Here is a 17380-nt window from a genome sequence, read left to right as displayed (position 1 = left end):
GTATCAAGCCTGTAAAAGGTGTAAACGATGTCCCCGGTCTAATGTGTAAAGGATGTACCGGTCTCTACAGTGAGGGGGCTTTTGTGGGAAATGAGGAAAGTGTGAGCGGCGCACAACTTTCCAAGACCTTTCCTACAACGTACCCTGTTGCCGCGTTTCAGTATCGACCCCTATAGTTCGGGCTCGCGGAAAACTCCGCGAACGACCTTGGCCGGTCGATACAGGAACGTACAGTTGTCCAACATATTCAGCGATTTTTGCCTGAAGTTGTTGTGTTTTGGCGGCTGTGCGTGGGACACCTTCGGGTGTGCCGGTTCCTGTATCCGGTCGGCCAACCCGCGTACGGCTGCCACCCTCTTCGTTTGGCCGCGAATGGTGATAGCCCTAATTACAGGAGTTACACCAATGTCGGATCAAGTAATCCCCCGCTACCTCCCCATCGACACCTACGACGCCGAATCCCCGGTGCTCTTCATCAATACCCAAAAAGAACTCAGCGACATGGCCGCGTGTGCGATGCACCGTTTTGTGGTCGTGCGCGATCTGGCGGACACGTTTTCCAGTCTCGACCTGAAGGGCATTTCCGATTGTGATCTGACGCGGATTACCAGCGCGGTGCATCTGCTGATGCGAGAGGGCTGCGCCATTCTGAACGTGATTCAGACGCGGGCATTACAGCGGGAGGAAGGCTTCAAGAGAGCGGTCTAGCGGTTTCGCGGCGGGCGCCATGCGAGTGGACTCGTGATGGCGTCGGGCCGCTCTGCCTCTTTGTAGCGTGGTGCGGGGTTACTCTTTGACGCTCATGTATTCCTTGGCCCAGAGGATGTATTCCTCAGGCTGGGTGTAGGTGTGGGTCAGTTCGGTGGCGCTCAGGTCGGAAGCCTGGGTGAAGATCTGGCGTTGTTCGCGCAGGCTGTCGTAGGTCGCCTTGATCGCCGCGAAGTAGGCACCGTGGCCGTCGATGGTTACGCGCACACCCAGTTCGGCCAGGCGTTTGTCGTCGCGCAGTGCCGGGTTGCCGTAGGTGACCAGCATCAGCGGGACGGTCAGGTGTTCGGCGATCTGCTCGAGCTGATCGAAGTCCTGGATCCCCACCATGCAGATACCGTCAGCGCCAGCAGCTTGATACTGCTTGGTGCGGCTGATGATTTCCTGGTTCGGCAGGATGCCGGCGTTGGTCCGGGCGATGATTGCCATCTCCGAATCGACCCGGGCTTCCAGTGCCGCGCGGATCTTGCCGACGCCTTCGGCGACGGTGATCAGGTCGGTGGATTTGCGGCCGAATTGTGCCGGCAGCAGGGTGTCTTCGATGGTCAGCGCAGCGACGCCGGCGCGTTCCAGTTCGACGATGGTGCGCATCACGTTGAGCGCGTTGCCGTAGCCGTGGTCGGCGTCGGCGATCACCGGCAATTGGGCCACGCGGCCGATGCGGGTGGCCTGTTCAGCGAATTCGCTGAGGGTGATCAGGGCAAAGTCCGGGGCACCCAGCACCTGCAACGAGGCGACCGAGCCGCCGAGAATCCCTACTTCAAAACCCAGGTCAGCGGCGATGCGGGCGGACATCGGATCGAACACCGAGGCGGTGTGATAGCAGGTGTCGGAAGCCAGCAGCTGACGGAAGTTACGGCGCAAATCTTGATGAGAAAGCCTGGTCATACGAGTTCCACCAATACAAAGGAATGGAAAGGCTTGAGCAAAGGTGTCAACGCCGAAGGTGAAAAGGCTATCACGCCAATGGGTCAAGGATCATGACGAATTAACGAGGAAGTTAACCAGGAAAATCCTGTTCAGGCTTTCTTGCTGCAGGCAGAGGCGCTCAGGCCGCCACCGCCTGCTGCTGTTGATTGGGCAGCGGCACCGCCCGTACCGAGTTGCCCGGCTGCAATTGCAGGCGTTTGGCGGTGAGGCGGTCAATTACCAGACTGCTGCCGACCCGGCGGCCCGGCGCGACGGTGATGCGGCAGTTTTCCAGGCGGCGGTTGTGGATCAGCCAGAGCGGCGCCTGATCGTCCGGCGTGCCGATGCTCAGGATGAGTTCCAGGCTGTCGCGCACGGTGCGGATGTTGCGGATCGGTGCTTCGATCACCGGACCACCGTCGAAAATGTCGATGTAGCCTTTGTGAGCGAAACCTTCGGACTGGAGGATTTTCAGCGCCGGCTCGGTGTTGGGGTGGGCCTGGCCGATAACGGCCTGAGCCTGTTCGGTGAGTAGGCAGGTATACAGTGGCTGACGCGGCATCAGTTCGGCGATGAAGGCTTTATTGCCGAGACCGGACAGGTGGTCGGCGTGGCTGAAGTCCATCTGGAAGAAGTGCCGGCCCAGGCTGTCCCAGAACGGCGAGCAGCCTTGCTCGTCGGCACTGCCTCGCAGTTCGGCGATCATCTTTTCGCCGAACAGGTGCGGGAATTCGGCAACAAACAGCAAACGCCCCAGCGACAGCAAGCGTCCATTGCTGCCATGGCGCTGGTCGTGGCGCAGGAACAGCGAGCACAGCTCCGATTGGCCGGTCAGTTCGTTGTTGAGAAACAGCGTCGGGATCTGCCGCTGAATACCCAGGTCCGGCGCCGAGCTGACGGTCAGCCCGACCCGATAGTTGTACCAAGGCTCACGCAGGCCGACGGCCCCGGCCAGAGCGCTGACGCCGACCACGCGCTGCTCGTCGTCTTCAAGCACGAACAGGTAATCGGCATCGGCCCGCTCGACCTGTTCGGCGAACGCCCGTTGCGCCCAGCGTACCCGGTGGGCCAGGCGATCTTCGTTGGCGGGCAGGGTGGTGAACCCCGGCCCGGCCTGTTGCACCAGCGTCATCAACGCTGGCAGGTCGCTGACTTGGACCGGACGGACAATCATGCTGCAACTCCTTTTGCGCGCCAGCTCGGGCACTGTCGTTGGGTAGGGGCGCGGTTCACAGGGCGATCAACCGGATCGTGCCGCCAGCGCGGACGTTGAGCGCCGCGCACAGGGCCGGATCGAGCGCCAAGGGCTGACCGGGCTGGAAATCCAGCTCGGCAACCACTGCCCGAAAGCCATGCAGAGCATCGTTGCTCACCAGATAGCGTCCGCGAGCATCGATCAGGGGTTCTTCCTCAACCGTAACTGTCTGGCTCTGCGCGATCGAACGGATGTTGGCGGTGCGTGCATACAAGGTCGGGCCGGCATCGAACAGGTCGATGTAACTGTTGGTTTCAAAACCTTCGCGCTCGAGGATGTCGAAGGCTTCCTGGCCGTCCGGGTGAATGCGGCCGATGCAGTCCTGCGCCGCTTGCGGCAGCATCGGCACGTAGATCGGGTATTGCGGCATCAGTTCGGCGAGAAACGTACGGCTCTGCAAGCCGCACAGGCGTTCGGCTTCGACGTAGGGCAGGTCGAAGAAATGTTTGCCCAGCGCATCCCAGAACGGTGAATGGCCTTGCTCGTCGCTGTAGCCGACGATTTCGGTGATCACCGCTTCGGCAAATCGCGGCGCGTGGGCGGCGATGAACAGCAGCCGTGCCCGCGACAGCAATTCGGAAAACGGCGTGCGCACCAGCGCTTCATCGATGTGAAAACCGCGCAGCAGCGTATGCCCGCTGAGGTCGTGACACAGCGACAGCGCCGGCACGCCGTGCTCGATGTTCAGCTCCCGCGAGGCGCTGGTGAAGTGGCGGTTGCGCAGGCTGTAGAACGGCTCGTTGAAACCTGCGGTGGCGAGGATTTCCGAGCAGCCGACCAGTCGATGGCTGTCGATGTCCTCCAGCACGAAGAAGTAATTCTCCGGGCCCTGAGCCGCCGCATCGCTGTCCAACGAGGCACAGGACGCGGCGATTTTTTCGCTAAGACGTTCGCTGTCGTCCGGCAGGGACGTGACGCCCACCAGGCTGTCGCGCGCCAATTGTTGCAATTGAGGCAGGTCGTTTGGCTCGACTGGGCGTAAGACCAGCATGGATGCACTCCTGTATCAAAAGGTTCGGCCCATTCGCCGAACCTGACTATCACTGTCGGTTTCCACGCGTTAAAGCGGCGGTCGCCTGATTTGTTGTCAGACGCCGCTCTTTTTCTTGTCAGCCATTGCTCGGGTCAGGCAGCGCGGTACTGGCGCCGAGCTTGTTCAGGAAGAACAGGTACACCAGACCCAGTGCGATCCAGATCAGGCCGAGTTTCTGTGCATCGACGCCCATGTTGTACATGATGGCCGCGACGATGATGAAGCCGATCACCGGGCAGATCAGGTGACGGATCACCTGGCCGGATTTCTGCCGGCGCCAGTAGTAATTGATCACCGTCAGGTGCAGCAGCATGAAGCCGCTCAGGGCGCCGAAGTTGACCAGCGAAGTCAGGGTGTCCACCGAATTGATGAACAGGTAGCAGATCACCAGCGACAACACGGCCACCAGATAAATGCTCAGGTACGGCGTGTTGTGTTTCGGATGCACCTTGGCCAGCACTTTCGGCAGCTTGCCGTCGCGGGCCATGCCGAACAGCAGGCGCGAGACCGCGGCTTGCGAAGTGATCGCCACCGCCACGCCCCAGGCCAGGGCCGTGGCCACGCCGGTCAGGGTCGCCAGCCAGCTGCCGGCAGCGATTTCGGCGATTTCATAGAACGCGGTGTCGGCGGACTTGAAGCCCATGCCGGCTGCCAGATCGGTAGCGATCCAGGTTTGCGCGACGAAAATCACACCCATCACTACCAGCGTGATCAGTGCCGCTTTGCCGACGCTGCGGCCCGGATCGCCCTTGATCTCTTCGGCGAGGGTGGAAATCGCATCGAAACCGAGGAACGACAGCACCGCAATCGACACCGCTTGCATCAGCAGGGCGAAGTTGAAGGTTTCCGGGTGATACAGCGGCGCCAGGGTCAACTGGCCGTTGCCGCCACCGTTGTGCAGGGCGTTCCAGGCGTAGAAGAGGAAAATCCCCAGTACCACCAGTTGCGCCAGCAGGAACACAATGTTCATGCGAGCGGTGAAGGTGATGCCGCGCAGGTTGACGAAGGTCGCACTGACCAGGAACGCCAGAATGAAGCCGACCTTCGGGATGTCCGGATACAAATGGTTGAGCGCCATCGCTGCATAAACGTAAAGCAGCGGCGGAATCAGCAGGTAATCGAGCAGCATCAGCCAGCCGGCGATGAAGCCGACGTGTTGATTCAGGCCCCGTTGCGCGTAGGAATACACCGATCCGGCAATCGGAAAGGCCCGGGCCATGCTGCCGTAACTCAGAGCGGTGAACACCATCGCCACCATGCCGATGATGTACGCCAGAGGCACCATCCCCGGTGCCTCGGCGTTGACGTAGCCATACACGCCGAACGGGGCGATGGGGATCATGAAGATCATCCCGTACACCACCAGATCGGTCAGTGTCAGGCTACGTTTCAACTCCTGTTTGTAGCCGAACTCTTCTATTTCCATGAAGCGCAACTCCTTGTCAGCCAATCGGTCGTTTTAGTTGTTATATCGGTCCGTCGTTTACAGCATCAGCAGTGGTTACAACATTTTTTACAGCAGTGGTGCCAGATAATTCGCCCAGCGAGAAACCGCTTCCGGGCTACGCAGCAGGTCGTTGCGCACTTCGATCAACACCGAATCGAGGCCCCTTGCATCGCCATGCACCGGCACGGTCATGTCGCCCAGCGGGTCGATTTTGTACGGCTGGTTGCCGGCGACTTTCAGCGGGTGTCGCTCCAGACCGTCGAGCATCCGTTGGGCATAGGCCCAGGCCTGACCGAACAGCACGCCGACTTCCAGCTCGCGCGGCTGGCCGTAGTACACCGGGGTGAAACTGTGAATCCCTACCACCCGTACCGGCCGACCTTCGGCCAGACGTGCATCGATCAGTTGTTGCAACCGTGTGTGAAACGGTTTGAACAGGCACTGGCGACGGTATTCGCGGGTGGCCTCGTCAAGCTCGCGGTTGCCCGGCACCTGATAGATCTCGCTCTGCGCCGGGATGCTGTCGGGCGCATGCCGGGGGCGATTGAGGTCTATCAGCAGGCGCGAATAGTTGGCGCTCAACAGCGTGGCGCCCAGTTGCTCCGACAGTTGCTCGGCCAGCGCCAGGGCACCGATGTCCCAGGCGATGTGTTCGCGCGCGGCCGTGTCATCCAGGCCCAGATTATTCAGGGCCTCGGGTATGTAGCGGCTGGCGTGTTCGCACACCAGAATCAGCGGGTGCGTCGAATCTTCACGGCTCAGGTTGTAGACCGGTCGGGTGTACAACCCAAGCTCGGCGGATTCAGTACAGGCGTGCATAGTGCTCACAAAGATCAGCGGGCGAGAGCTGTTCCGTCAGCGCCAGTTCCTCGGTTTTAAGGGCGAAAAAAGTCTCGAGCAACGCGCTTGGCAGCGCTTCGACCAGCGCTTCACTGCGACGCAGGCAATCCAGTGCCTGGGCCAGGGAGGCGGGCAGGGCAACGATGCCCCGGGCCTTGCGTTGTTCGTCGTTGAGTGAATCGGGGATTTCATCGGTGATCGCGTTCAGCGCCAGACGTTGCTCGATCCCCAGGCGTCCGGCGATCAGCAGCGCGGCCATTGCCAGATGCGGCGAGGCGGTGGCGTCCATGGCGCGGAACTCAAGGTTGTATTGCTTCGCCACGGGTTTGTTCCCCAGGCTCACGGTCGGGCAGATCCGCAGCGCCGCTTCGCGATTCTGCTGGCCGAGGCAAGCGTAGGAAGCGCTCCAGTGGTGCGGCTGCAAGCGTTCATACGACACCGGCGTCGGTGCAGTGAATGCGCACAGCGCCGGTAAGTAATGCAGCACACCCGCCGCCCAGTGCTGGCCGAGGGTCGACAGGCCATTGCTGGTGCCGGCGTCGTAGAACATCGGCTGACCGGCCAGATCGAGCAGGCTGACGTGCAGGTGTACGCCGTTGCACACCGCGTCGGCGGCGGTCTTCGGCGCGAAGCTCAGATCCAGACCCATCTGCCGGGCGATTTCGCGGGTAATCTCGCGCACGTTGACCGCGCGATCCGCCGCCGCCACGCCAAGGGTAGGGCGGCAGGTGATTTCGTATTGGTGCTTGCCGTATTCGGGCAGGAACATTTCCGGCTCAACGCCCCCGGCGCGCAACGCGCTGAGCAGCCAGCCACCGAATTCGGCGCCCTGGCGCTGGGCTTCGAGCGAGAACGCCAGATGTTCGGCAAACCCGGCGTGCAGATTGAATTCGTGTTCGAACGCGGCGTTGACCTGCAAGCCGAGCTCATCGCGGTAGCGCTCGACCTCGTTGCGCAACAGGGTGCGCGGGCAGGTGGCCCACGGCCGGCCATCGGTTTCGCGGATATCGCCGTGAATGAAATCCAGCGCAGGTGCTGTGGCGTCCGGGCCGTTGCCGACGGTGACGCGGCTGGCCAGATCGGGAATCAGCCGCAGATCACCATAAGCGCCCCACGGGCTGGTCGAGGCGATGATGTCCTGCGGCGTCAGCGCACTGTTGGCTGGTACCCAGCCGCAACCGGCGGCCTGATAATGCTCCAGCTCATCGGTGGGAAACGAACGGCCACGGGTGACGCCGATCAGGTCGGTGGTGACGATGGTGGTCATCGGCAACGGCGACAGGCGTTCGCTCATGACTGCATCTCCTGCAACCGGCCGAGCACGGTGTCGGTGTCGGTGATCCAGCAGTAGCCCTTGATTGCGTTCAGACAGGCGTCGTGGCGTGCTTCGGTGTAGGTCGCGCAGGCGTCCGCCACCAGAGTGACGAGGTAGCCACGGTCGGCGGCATCGCGCACGGCCATGTCGACGCACTGGTCGGTGACGATGCCGGCGATGATCAGGTGGCGGGTTTCCAGATTGCGCAGCACGTAGTCGATGTTGGTCGAGTTGAAGACCCCGGACGAGGTCTTCGGCAGCACGATTTCGTTTTCCGCCGGGGTCAGTTCGGCGATGACCTGTGCCTGCGGGCTGCCCTTGGGCAGGTGCATGTCCGACAGTTTGTGATCCAGCGAGCGGTCACGGCCATCGGCGGTCAAGCTTTCGATCAGGGTGTGCAGCACGTTCTGCCGTGCTTCGCGGAAGGCGTTGAGCAGGCGAACCTGATTGGGCACCACTTGCGAGCGCGTGCGGTTGAGGAAATACGCGGCGTCCGGGCCTTCGAGGTGCGGGTCGAACTGCGGCTCGAGCCAGGCGCGCTGCATGTCTACCAGCAACAGGGCGGTGTGATCGGTGACAAACGGCAGGTCCCGTGGCGAGCGATGGGGAAGGCTGAACATCCTTATTTATCCTCCAGCAAATGGGTGTCGAAGTCGTTGCGCAGGGCATCGATGCCTTCCAGGCGATCGGCCAGGTCCGGGCTACGCAGGGTCAGGCAAGCAATCAATGCTTCAACCTGGGCCAGCGCCGGGACCATGGTGTCGAACGGCGAGGCCGACTCCACCGGGGCGCTGATGATCATGTCGGCCAGCTCGCGCAGCGGTGAGGCGTAGATGTCGGTGAACAGCACGACGCGAGCATTGCTGTTCTTCGCCGCACTTGCCACGCGCAGGGCCTGGGTCTGGTAGCGGCGATAGTCGAACACCAGCACCACGTCCTGACGTTGCAGGTCGAACAGGCGGTCGGGCAGTTGCGCGTTGTCTTCCAGCGCAAAGCAACCGGGGCGCAGCAGACGCAAATGATTGAGCAGGTAAGTCGCCATCAAACTGCTGAAGCGTCCGCCGAAGCAGTAGACCTGATGGCGGGTGTCGAGCAGCCAGTCGGCCAGAATTCGCACATCTTCCGGCTGGGTCAGGGCCTGGGTTTCGGCCAGCAGGTTGTGGCTGTGAGCCAGATAATGACTCCAGGCATCGTCCTTGTTCTGATGCGAGCGCGGCTGCAACAGAGTGCGCGGCGAGCGCAGGCGATGGTCCATGTCACTGAGCAGGGCGTCCTGGAATTCGGCGTAACCACCGAAGCCGAGCTTTTTCACCAGCCTCACGATGGTCGGATCGCTGACGCCGGCATGTTCGGCCAGGCGCGCCATCGGGCCAAGCCCGTTGCGTGGATACTGATCGAGCAAGGCGCGAACGACTTTGCGCTCCGACGGCGTCAGGTCAAGGCCGGGGTCGGTGATCAGGTCTCTTAAAGGGGGCATCCGGGCTCCTGCTGGATGGGGTGTTGAATTCGCTTCACAATCCGTTAAAACAGTATTTATGTAACTGACGCTACATGTCTAGCGAATTTTTCCGCGTTTAAATCAGGCCCCAAAATGAGGCGGGATGCCCGTAACGCAAGGGTTACACGTATGTCGACCAGTTTTGTAGTCCATTGCCCATAATGGTGTCAGACATTGCCGCTTTCACACGCTTGGATCATCCAATCGACTCGCCCGGAGCATCCCGGTTTACGGCACAATTGCCGCTTCATCAGCGATTACGTCGATGACCGTCCTGTCTTTCAGCCGAGTAGCCTCCCGTGCAGACCACCCGTTTGACCTTGATCTGCCATGCCAGAACAGTCGCACAAAAATTGGCGTGTTTTCCTACGAACGAGCCTGTTGAAGACGTGGCGCTGGCGTCCGACTCGCTGGCTTCGCGTCTGGACACTGCGTCACGGTTGATTTGCGGCCCGGAACTGCGCACTCGCCAGACGGCGGCGTGGTTTGGCCACGACATACACATTGATCAGGCCCTGCGTGATTGCGACTGGGGACGCTGGCAAGGTCAGTCGATAAAGGATTTGCAGCGGAGCGAACCCGAGGCATTGCAAGCCTGGCTCGAAGATCCGCACGCCGCACCCCATGGCGGCGAGTCGGTGGCGCAACTGCGTGAACGAGTGGCCGCGTGGCTGGTTTCACTGCAAGCCACGCCGGGACACGTGTTGGCGGTCACCCATCCGTTCGTGATTCGTGCTGCATTGATGCAGGTCGCGCAGGGCGAGGCGTTTCACAGCATTGATGTCGAGCCGCTGGCGGCGGTCGATCTGCGGTTTACCGGGCGCTGGCGGCTACGCTTGTCCGGCATGAGTGTGGAAGGAGCAGAGCAATGAAGCGATTGCTGGTGATCGGCATCGGTGCCGGCAACCCGGACTACATCACGATGCAGGCGGTGAAGGCTCTGAACCGGGTGGACGTGTTTTTCCTGATGGACAAGGGCCAGAGCAAGGACAAGCTGATCGACCTGCGGCGCGAAATCTGCGAGCGCTACATCAGCGATCGTACGTACCGTTTCGCCGAAGCCCACAGCCCGGAGCGCGAGCGCGGTGATGTGGACTACAGCGCCAGCGTCGATGATCTGAACCGCGCCAAGCAGCAAACCTTCGAACGCCTGATCAATGACGAATTGTCTGACGGGCAGTGCGGTGGTTTTCTGGTGTGGGGCGATCCAGCGCTGTACGACAGCACCATTCGTATCCTGCAGGCGATTCTGGATTCGAGGCGATGCGCGTTTGAATTTGAAGTCATTCCCGGCATCACCAGCGTTCAGGCCCTGGCGGCACAACACAAGGTGCCGTTGAACACCATCGGCCGCTCGATTGAAATCACCACCGGCCGACGCCTGGCGGCAGGGCAGGTGAGTGACACGGACAGTCTGGTGGTGATGCTCGACGCCGAAGATTCCTACCATCAGGTGGCGGATCAGGAGACAGAGATCTACTGGGGCGCCTACCTCGGCACGCCGGACGAAATCCTCATCCATGGCAAGCTCGGCGACGTTGCCGATGAGATAAAACGGGTGCGCAAGGCTGCGCGGGCCGAGCATGGCTGGATCATGGACACCTATCTTCTGCGCAAGCCTTGATCTCGCGCCCAAAGCGTTCGCGATACACCGACGGCGGCACCCCGACCACGCTGCGAAACGCCACACGAAAGCTCTCCACCGACCGATAGCCACAGCGCAGGGCAATCTGTTCGGTGTTCTGCGGCGTGCTTTCCAGCAATTCCCGGGCCCGGGCCAGGCGTTCGTGTTGCAGCCAGGCCTTGGGTGACTGGCCGCTGGCTTCGCTGAATTTTCGCAGGAAGGTGCGTTCGCTCATCGCCGCTTCGCTGGCCAGATCGCGCACTTCCAGCGGTTCGTGCAGGCGCTCGCGGGCCCACTGCATCACGCGCGACAGGTCGCTGCGCGGCGTCGGGCTGACCGGCGTCGGAATGAATTGCGCCTGACCGCCGGTGCGCTGCGGCGACATCACCAGCCGCCGCGCCACCGAGTTGGCGATCTGGGTGCCGAAGTCCCGCGCCACCAGGTGCAGGCAGGCGTCGATCCCCGCTGCACTGCCGGCGGAGGTGATCAATTGGCCGGAATCGACGTAAAGCACATCAGGATCGACATCGATGGCCGGGAAGCGCTCGGCAAGCTCCGAGGTGTAGCGCCAATGAGTGGTGGCGCCATGCCCGTCGAGCAGGCCGCTTGCTGCCAACACAAACACACCGGAGCAGATCGACAGCAACCGAGCGCCGCGTGAATGCGCGTCACGCAATGTTTCGAGCAAGACTTCCGGCACCGGCGCGCTGCGGTCGCGCCAGCCGGGAATGATGATGGTGCGCGCATCCGCCAGCAACTCAAGACCGCCATCGGCCAGCACCTGGATCCCGCCCATGGCGCGCATCGGGCCTTGATCGACCGCCGCAATGCAGTGCTCGTACCACGGAAAGTCGAACTCCGGCCGGGCCAGGCCGAAGATCTCCACGGCGATGCCGAACTCGAAGGTGCAGAGGCCGTCGTAGGCCAGAATCGCGACCAATCCAGGTGAATCAGGCATTTGGCGGAAAATTCCCGGTGAGTTTCTTGTGCGCCACTGTAGCGGCAAGCGGCGGCTCGATAAAGTCTGTTCATCCCCACAGACAAAGGAGTGATTCAAAATGCCCAGCCTGGTTCGCGAAATTCCTGCTGCCCCTTCGGCCATTGCCCTGATGCATTTCAGCAACCGTCTGACCTTCGAAACCGATTGTTCCGACGTCTTCAGCAGTCACGAAGCCGGCGAAGTCGACTTTGTGCTGGTGGACGTGCGCGGGCCGCAGGCCTTCGAGCGTGGTCATGTGCCGGGAGCGATCAATATTCCCGGGCGTTTGCTGACAGCTGAAGGGCTGGCGGACTACTCGAAAAACACGTTGTTCGTGGTTTATTGCGCTGGCCCCCACTGCAATGGCGCCAACAAGGCTGCGGTGAAGCTGGCGGCGCTGGGTTATCCGGTCAAGGAAATGATCGGCGGGGTGACGGGCTGGCTGGATGAAGGCTTTCAGTTGAGCGTTACGGCACCGCGAGTCGCCACTGCGCCGATCGCTTGCGACTGCTGATAGCCAGAAGGTTGCCGCTTCGGCGGCACCTTTTGTCGGCTTTGTCCTACAACCCTTGCACCGCTCTGGCGCACACTTTTCCCACGTGATGGCACTCGCCGATTTTATGTAAGTATTTGTCGCTTAAACACAATTTGCCCCGTGCGCGCCGCCATAGACTGCCGGCCACTTCGGTTTCTTTGCGCTACACAGCCCAAGGCCGAACCTGACAATCGAAAGCTGCCAATAAAAGCCTCCGCACACGGGAGTAATAAATGAAAAAGCTGGTTATGTTCGGTGCCCTGGCACTGTCGATGTTGTCCCTGACCGCCGTGGCCGAAGACGCCAAACCGATCCGTATCGGTATCGAAGCCGGTTACCCGCCATTCTCGATGAAAACCCCTGACGGCAAACTGGCCGGTTTCGACGTGGACATCGGCGACGCGCTGTGTGAGCAGATGAAAGTCAAATGCACCTGGGTCGAGCAAGAGTTCGACGGCCTGATCCCGGCGCTGAAAGTGAAGAAGATCGATGCGATCCTGTCCTCGATGACCATCACTGACGACCGCAAGAAAAACGTCGATTTCACCATCAAGTATTACCACACCCCGGCGCGCTTCGTGATGAAGGCAGGCTCGGGCGTGAAAGACCCGCTGGTTGAGCTCAAAGGCAAGAAAGTCGGCGTGCTGCGCGCCAGTACCCACGACCGTTACGCCACCGAAGTGCTGGTGCCGGCCGGGATCGAACTGGTGCGTTACGGCTCGCAGCAGGAAGCCAACCTGGACATGGTGTCCGGTCGTATCGACGCGATGCTGGCCGACTCGGTCAACCTGAGCGACGGCTTCCTGAAAACCGACGCCGGCAAAGGCTTCGAATTCGTCGGCCCGACCTACGAAGACGCCAAGTACTTCGGCGGCGGCGCCGGTATCGCCGTGCGTAAAGGCGATACCGAGCTGGCAGAGAAATTCAACACCGCCATCAACGAAATCCGCGCCAACGGCAAGTACAAGCAAGTGCAGGACAAGTACTTCGACTTTGACGTGTACGGCCATTAATACGCCGTAGAAAAAAGGTGGCCCCGTTTGCGCGGTGGCCACTTTTTTTTCGCCCGTGATTTATCCTGTCAGCACATTTTCAATGCAGTCATTGCCTCGGCAACGACTACAGAATTTCCGGAGTTCCCCATGCAACGCATCGACCACCTTCTGCCCTGGAGCCACCTGGGCAGCGAACGTTCCCTGAGCGTGTTCCGTTATGGCGCCGGCCCGCGCAAGGTCTACATCCAGGCCAGCCTGCACGCCGATGAACTGCCGGGCATGCGCACCGCGTGGGAACTGAAAAAGCGCCTGGCCGAGCTGGAAAGCAACGATCAGTTGCAAGGCGTGATCGAACTGGTGCCGGTGGCCAACCCGATCGGCCTCGATCAGCATCTGCAAGGCAGTCACATGGGCCGTTTCGAACTGGGCAGCGGCAAGAACTTCAACCGCTCCTTCGTCGAACTCAGTGCGCCGGTGGCCGAGCGCATCGGGAGTCAGTTGGGCGGTGATGCCCAAGCCAACATCGCGCTGATCCGCCAGACAATGGGCCAGATACTCGACGAACTGCCAGCCCCGGCCTCGCAACTGGAAGCACTGCACCGTCTGTTGCTGCGCCACGCCTGCGAGGCCGACATCACCCTCGACCTGCATTGCGATTTCGACGCCGCGATTCATATTTACGCACTGCCGCAGCACTGGCCGCAGTGGCAATCCCTCGCCGCACGCCTGAAGGCTGGCGTGGCGCTGTTGTGTGAAGATTCCGGTGGCAGTTCGTTCGATGAATCCTGCTCCTCGCCGTGGTTGCGCCTGGCGCGGATGTTCCCGGAGGCTGCGATTCCACCGGCCAACCTCGCTACCACACTGGAACTGGGTAGCATGGGCGACACCCGCGTCGATCAGGCTCAGGCCAATTGCGAGGCGATTCTGGGCTTTTTGGCCGAGCAGGGCTTCATCAGCGGCGAATGGCCGAAGGCGCCGCAGGAATGCTGCGAAGGCATGCCGTTCGAAGGCACCGAATACCTGTTCGCCCCGCACCACGGCGTGGTGAGTTTCCTGCGTGATGCCGGCGAGTGGGTCGAGCGCGGCGATGCGCTGTTCGAAGTGGTCGATCCGTTGAACGACCGCGTGACCACCGTGCGCGCGGGCACCAGCGGCGTGTTGTTCGCCATCGATCGCGGACGCTACACCCAGCCGGGCATCTGGCAGGCGAAAGTGGCGGGGCGCGAGCCGATTCGAGTCGGCAAGCTGATCAACGACTGACACCCCATCCTCCGGATCACAGTGTTAGGCTCTGCCCCGAACCCTGCACTGTGTGAAGGAAGGCTTATGTTGAAGGTGTTTGCGCTGTTGACGCTGCTCGCGTCCACTGCCGTTCAGGCTCAGACCTCGCTGCAAAACGATCTGCCGCTCAACTACCTGGCCCAGGTGCACCCGGACGCCGAGCAGCGTCCGCTGGTGATTTTCCTGCATGGCTATGGCAGCAACGAAGCAGACTTGATCGGTATGAAATTTCAGCTGCCCAAGCAGTACAACTACCTGTCGGTGCAGGCACCGATGGCGTTGGGTGAAGGGCGTTTCCAGTGGTTTCGCAAGAAAGGCGAAGGTGCCTACAACGGCGAGACTGATGATCTGAAGGCCAGCAGCCAGAAACTGCGGGCCTTTATCGCCGCAGCGGCGCAGAAATATCACGCGCAACCGGACAAGGTGTACCTGATCGGTTTCAGCCAGGGCGCGATGATGACCTACGAGGTAGGACTGCGGCAGCCGGCGGTAGTGGGTGGCATCGCGGCATTGAGTGGGCGGATATTGCCGGTGCTCAAGAGCGAGCTGAAATCAGAGCAGCAGCATCCGCCGCTGGACATCTTCATCGGCCACGGCACGGCGGATGACCGTGTGCCTTACAGCGGTGGCACCGAGGCCGATGCGTTGTTGCAGAAGCTGTCGTACAAACCGCAATTTCATGCCTATCCCGGCGTCGGCCACAGCATCAGTGCGGCCGAGCTTCGGGATTTGAACGACTGGTTGCAGCAACTCAACCCGTGAAGATCACTTTTCCTTGAGGATGGTTTTCACCAGTGCCTCGTGACCGCTCTTGTCGCTGGCTCGGGAAATCACCTGGACCAGCGCCATACGCGTGCCGGAACCGGCCAGCAACGTGGTGTTGAGAGTCTGGCCGCCGCCCTGGGTGGCGGTGCTGTCGACCTGACGCAAGCCCAGGCCGTTACCTTTCTGGGTCAGGCTCTTTTCGCTGAGCTTGTTGAAGTCCGGCAGGGCCTTGCGTTGGGCGTCGATGAAATCGGAGACGGTGCCGTCGAGGAACGTACTGTCGTTGTCCTTGACGTTGTTGCCTTCGGGAATCTGGTTTTCGGCGACGATGACCACAGTCTTGGTGGCGTCGTTGCTGTACATGGTGCCCTTCGCACCGGTCGGCCCGGCTGGCAGCGGGTCGCCGACAAAGCCCTTGGGCAGGACAAAACTGAATTTGCCGTCGAGCATCGAGACTTTCTCGGTGACAGCCTTCTCTTTGGCTTTGGCTGCCTGAGCATTGATGGCACCGAAACCGGCCACCGCCGCCAACAACAGGACGACGGCTTTCTTGCTAAGCAATGACATTCGAATCTCCGAGGGATGGTCGCGCTTGGGCGGCGATCATCCCACGGAGCACACCCGGCACTCCAGAGCGGTTTGTCCGGGCGGGTTCAGTTCGGCGACGGTGCCGGCGCGGGTTTGGCCAGCAACTGCCGGGTGACGCCCAGCATCGCCACCGAAATGGCCACGGCCACCACGAAACCGCCGAAACCCAGATTGGGAACCGTCAGCGCCAGCACCAGACAAAACGCCGAAAACGAATACATCCCCGTCGCTGTCGCCCGCAACAACGCGGCGGTAAACGCCGGGCCACGGGTCTGCTGGGAAAACACCGCCATCACGCTGCCGAGCACCGGGAACACCGCGAGCAGACCGCTCCAGCGCTCGCCGACGGTGCTGGCCAGCATCGTCACCACCAGCGTGAGCGCGGCCCCGGCGATCATCCGCCAGACCAGTTTGTCCGACTTCGGCGCCGGGCCACTTACCACCGGTTGTACCTTGGGAAACAGGTATGGCGCGGCAAGCAGGGCAGTTGCAGCGGCGGCAATCGAGAAGGGCAGAGAGGCCGGTATCAGCGACAGGATCAACGCCAGCACGGCCCAGACCGATAAAGAAACCACCAACGCCAGCGGCCAGCTCGCCCGCTGCGCCACCTGCGCGTAAGTGATGCAAAACGCGATCATCGCAAACATGGCCGACAGCGCCGCCACCGCCGATTGCGCGGCAAACGCCGGGCCTTGCTCGATGGCGAGGAAAAACAGAATCGGCCCGACCACCACTGGCAACCCCGACAGCCACCCGGCGACGCTGGGGCCCCAACGCTTGCCCGCGAGGGAAATCAGCAGCAGGAAACCGGGAATCAGCAGCAGTTTGAGGATCAGCACGCAGGTGTCTCCGTCGGGTCAATAAGGGCCACGTTAGCATTGTGGTTCACGGATTGCTGCATATGCATGCAAAACATGTATACAAAATGACGAGCGCAATAGCCGACTATGCTCTGAGTATCAGGGTTTACCGGAGTCGATACCGCGATGAGCAATACACCGAAGTTGTTGCGTGGATGCTGCGGGATCGGCTTGTGGGCGTTGTTGCTGACACCCACTTGGGCCAGTTGGCAAGACGCGGTGCCCGGCGCGCAGATCATCGGCACCGGCGATTTCAGCGTGTTCGGTTTCGACGTTTACAACGCCCGGTTGTGGAGCGCCGCGCGTCCATTGGCCGATGGTCAGCCCTTCGCCCTGGAGCTGATCTATCGGCGCAGCGTGTCCCGCGAAGATTTGGTCAAGGCCAGCGTCGACGAGATCAAACGCCTGGCAGGCGCCTCCATCAGTCCTGCGCAACTGGCGGTGTGGCAGGCCCAGATGCAGCAATCGTTCGTCGACGTGCAGGCCGGCACGCGGATCACCGGGGTGTATCTGCCAGGGCAGGGCGCGCGGTTTTTTGTTGGCCAACAGTTGCAGCACGAGATCAATGACCCTCTGTTCGCCCGGGCTTTTTTCAATATCTGGCTGGATCCACGCACGCGCAATCCCGAACTGCGCCAGCAACTGCTGGGTACTGCCAAACCCTGATCGCAGCACATCTGCGCTTGGG

The 17380-nt window shown here is 61.3% G+C and carries 19 protein-coding genes; 8 read left to right on the top strand and 11 right to left on the bottom strand.

Features of this window, described 5'->3' with window-relative positions:
• The first annotated feature begins 405 nt into the window (after positions 1 to 405).
• The gene (locus C1X29_RS25435; RefSeq protein ID WP_102718653.1) at positions 406 to 708 is read left to right on the top strand and encodes a hypothetical protein; all 303 of its coding nucleotides are present in this window, start codon (positions 406 to 408) and stop codon (positions 706 to 708) included.
• 78 nt (positions 709 to 786) lie between these two features.
• Here the strand turns inward: C1X29_RS25435 and C1X29_RS25430 are convergent, their stop codons facing one another.
• The 8 genes from C1X29_RS25430 to C1X29_RS25395 all read right to left on the bottom strand — a co-directional run bounded on the left by C1X29_RS25430 (position 787) and on the right by C1X29_RS25395 (position 9044).
• Positions 787 to 1656, bottom strand: coding sequence for an oxaloacetate decarboxylase (locus tag C1X29_RS25430; protein ID WP_007956238.1), 870 nt, complete (start codon positions 1654 to 1656; stop codon positions 787 to 789).
• 160 nt (positions 1657 to 1816) lie between these two features.
• Entirely contained in the window at positions 1817 to 2851 is a 1035-nt protein-coding gene (gene astA / locus C1X29_RS25425; RefSeq protein WP_102718652.1) for an arginine N-succinyltransferase, read from the bottom strand.
• A gap of 55 nt (positions 2852 to 2906) precedes the next feature.
• Positions 2907 to 3923 carry an arginine N-succinyltransferase gene (locus C1X29_RS25420; RefSeq protein ID WP_102718651.1) on the bottom strand — a complete coding sequence of 339 codons (1017 nt, stop codon included), beginning with the start codon at positions 3921 to 3923 and terminating at the stop codon, positions 2907 to 2909.
• Positions 3924 to 4041: 118 nt separating this feature from the next.
• Entirely contained in the window at positions 4042 to 5391 is a 1350-nt protein-coding gene (locus C1X29_RS25415; RefSeq protein ID WP_011333496.1) for an APC family permease, read from the bottom strand.
• An 87-nt stretch (positions 5392 to 5478) separates the two neighbouring features.
• Positions 5479 to 6231 (bottom strand): N-formylglutamate amidohydrolase, encoded by a 753-nt coding sequence (locus tag C1X29_RS25410; RefSeq protein WP_102718650.1) that lies wholly within the window; start codon positions 6229 to 6231, stop codon positions 5479 to 5481.
• On the bottom strand, positions 6215 to 7546 hold the full coding sequence (locus tag C1X29_RS25405) for a glutamine synthetase family protein (RefSeq protein WP_085748233.1): 1332 nt from the start codon (positions 7544 to 7546) through the stop codon (positions 6215 to 6217). Before C1X29_RS25405 ends, C1X29_RS25410 begins: the two co-directional genes overlap by 17 nt.
• Complete coding sequence (locus C1X29_RS25400; protein WP_085748234.1) at positions 7543 to 8187, bottom strand: isochorismatase family cysteine hydrolase; 645 nt, start codon at positions 8185 to 8187, stop codon at positions 7543 to 7545. The genes C1X29_RS25405 and C1X29_RS25400 overlap by 4 nt, the downstream gene beginning before the upstream one ends.
• A gap of 2 nt (positions 8188 to 8189) precedes the next feature.
• Positions 8190 to 9044 (bottom strand): MurR/RpiR family transcriptional regulator, encoded by an 855-nt coding sequence (locus C1X29_RS25395; RefSeq protein ID WP_011333500.1) that lies wholly within the window; start codon positions 9042 to 9044, stop codon positions 8190 to 8192.
• Positions 9045 to 9364: 320 nt separating this feature from the next.
• On the opposite strand from C1X29_RS25395, the gene C1X29_RS25390 reads away from it, so the two are divergent.
• Positions 9365 to 9937: a histidine phosphatase family protein gene (locus tag C1X29_RS25390; RefSeq protein ID WP_102718649.1), complete on the top strand. Its 573-nt coding sequence runs from the start codon at positions 9365 to 9367 to the stop codon at positions 9935 to 9937.
• Entirely contained in the window at positions 9934 to 10689 is a 756-nt protein-coding gene (cobF, locus tag C1X29_RS25385) for a precorrin-6A synthase (deacetylating) (protein ID WP_102718648.1), read from the top strand. Before C1X29_RS25390 ends, cobF begins: the two co-directional genes overlap by 4 nt.
• Here cobF and ftrA read toward each other — a convergent pair.
• A complete protein-coding gene (gene ftrA, locus C1X29_RS25380) occupies positions 10658 to 11647 on the bottom strand; it encodes a transcriptional regulator FtrA (protein ID WP_085748237.1) in 990 nt (329 codons plus the stop codon). The genes cobF and ftrA overlap by 32 nt on opposite strands.
• A 100-nt stretch (positions 11648 to 11747) precedes the next feature.
• Here ftrA and C1X29_RS25375 point away from each other — a divergent pair, with 100 nt between their 5' ends.
• The 4 genes from C1X29_RS25375 to C1X29_RS25360 all read left to right on the top strand — a co-directional run bounded on the left by C1X29_RS25375 (position 11748) and on the right by C1X29_RS25360 (position 15241).
• Positions 11748 to 12182, top strand: coding sequence for a rhodanese-like domain-containing protein (locus C1X29_RS25375; RefSeq protein ID WP_102718647.1), 435 nt, complete (start codon positions 11748 to 11750; stop codon positions 12180 to 12182).
• 254 nt (positions 12183 to 12436) lie between these two features.
• Positions 12437 to 13216, top strand: coding sequence for an ABC transporter substrate-binding protein (locus C1X29_RS25370; protein ID WP_007956251.1), 780 nt, complete (start codon positions 12437 to 12439; stop codon positions 13214 to 13216).
• Positions 13217 to 13345: 129 nt separating this feature from the next.
• Positions 13346 to 14458, top strand: coding sequence for a succinylglutamate desuccinylase/aspartoacylase family protein (locus C1X29_RS25365; RefSeq protein ID WP_102718646.1), 1113 nt, complete (start codon positions 13346 to 13348; stop codon positions 14456 to 14458).
• Between the two features lie 66 nt (positions 14459 to 14524).
• Complete coding sequence (locus tag C1X29_RS25360) at positions 14525 to 15241, top strand: alpha/beta hydrolase (protein ID WP_102718645.1); 717 nt, start codon at positions 14525 to 14527, stop codon at positions 15239 to 15241.
• A gap of 3 nt (positions 15242 to 15244) precedes the next feature.
• On the opposite strand, the gene C1X29_RS25355 is transcribed toward C1X29_RS25360, so the two are convergent.
• Positions 15245 to 15811 carry a hypothetical protein gene (locus tag C1X29_RS25355; RefSeq protein WP_102688459.1) on the bottom strand — a complete coding sequence of 189 codons (567 nt, stop codon included), beginning with the start codon at positions 15809 to 15811 and terminating at the stop codon, positions 15245 to 15247.
• Between the two features lie 86 nt (positions 15812 to 15897).
• Entirely contained in the window at positions 15898 to 16671 is a 774-nt protein-coding gene (locus C1X29_RS25350; RefSeq protein ID WP_102688460.1) for a hypothetical protein, read from the bottom strand.
• 147 nt (positions 16672 to 16818) lie between these two features.
• Between C1X29_RS25350 and C1X29_RS25345 the strand changes: the two genes are divergently transcribed.
• Positions 16819 to 17358, top strand: a complete 540-nt coding sequence (locus C1X29_RS25345; protein WP_102718644.1) for a chalcone isomerase family protein — start codon at positions 16819 to 16821, stop codon at positions 17356 to 17358.
• Positions 17359 to 17380: the final 22 nt, after the last annotated feature.

It is taken from the genome of Pseudomonas sp. GW456-12-10-14-LB2 (genome assembly GCF_002884345.1).
GTDB lineage: Bacteria > Pseudomonadota > Gammaproteobacteria > Pseudomonadales > Pseudomonadaceae > Aquipseudomonas > Aquipseudomonas paraglycinae.
The sequence above is the reverse complement of the archived record's forward strand: the minus strand, read 5'-3'. Positions and strand labels throughout refer to the sequence as shown.